This window comes from Candidatus Collinsella stercoripullorum (genome assembly GCF_027669965.1).
Classification (GTDB): Bacteria; Actinomycetota; Coriobacteriia; order Coriobacteriales; family Coriobacteriaceae; genus Collinsella; species Collinsella stercoripullorum.
This window is the reverse complement of the sequence record NZ_JAQECM010000081.1, coordinates 1-863: the sequence shown is the minus strand read 5'-3', so window position 1 is coordinate 863 and position 863 is coordinate 1. Positions and strand designations below refer to the sequence as shown.

Below are 863 nucleotides of genomic sequence, written 5' to 3'. Positions count from 1 at the left end.
CTAAAGGGTAACGGAGGCGCGCGAAGGTCCGCTCGGGACGGTCGGCAACCGTCCTTTTGAGTGCAAGAGCGCAAGCGGGCTTGACTGCGAGTCCTACAAGACGAGCAGGTGCGAAAGCAGGCTCTAGTGATCCGGCGGCCCCGAGTGGGTGGGCCGTCGCTCAACGGATAAAAGGTACTCCGGGGATAACAGGCTGATCTTGCCCAAGAGTCCACATCGACGGCAAGGTTTGGCACCTCGATGTCGGCTCATCGCATCCTGGGGCTGGAGCAAGTCCCAAGGGTACGGCTGTTCGCCGTTTAAAGCGGTACGCGAGCTGGGTTCAGAACGTCGTGAGACAGTTCGGTCCCTATCCTCCGTGGGCGCAGGAGAATCGAGGGAGGCTGCCCCTAGTACGAGAGGACCGGGGTGGACGGACCTCCGGTGAACCGGTTGTCGACCAACGGCATGGCCGGGTAGCCGCGTCCGGCGCGGATAACCGCTGAAGGCATCTAAGCGGGAAGCCGTTCCCGAGATCAGTTCTCCTTTCGGTAAGGGCCCAGGTAGACCACCTGGTTGATAGGCCGCAGGTGCAAGGTCGGCGACGGCCTCAGCCGAGCGGCACTAATCGCCCGAGCTCTTCTCATCACCCATCCGCCCGTCCCGCGCCCCCAAGATGGGGCGGCCGAGGCTCGCTGTGCGGCCCCCAGGGCACGCGGAGGACGTCCCGGGTGGGCGGAACGCCGCCCACCGGTCAGCGGCTCTGGCGGCCGGGGCACGCCCGGTCCCATTCCGAACCCGGAAGCTAAGCCGGCCAGCGCCGATGGTACTGCGGGGGAAGCCCGTGGGAGAGCAGGGCGCCGCTGACCGGTGGACGGCGTTTC

Annotated in this window: 2 rRNA genes (1 of these 2 running past the window's edge); both read left to right on the top strand. The window is 66.2% G+C overall.

Annotated features, from left to right (window positions below):
* Window positions 1–627: ribosomal RNA gene (locus tag PHA29_RS10270) — 23S ribosomal RNA — on the top strand (it extends 2,366 nt beyond the left edge of the window).
* Between the two features lie 105 nt (window positions 628–732).
* A 5S ribosomal RNA gene (gene rrf / locus PHA29_RS10265) occupies window positions 733–848 on the top strand.
* Window positions 849–863: the final 15 nt, after the last annotated feature.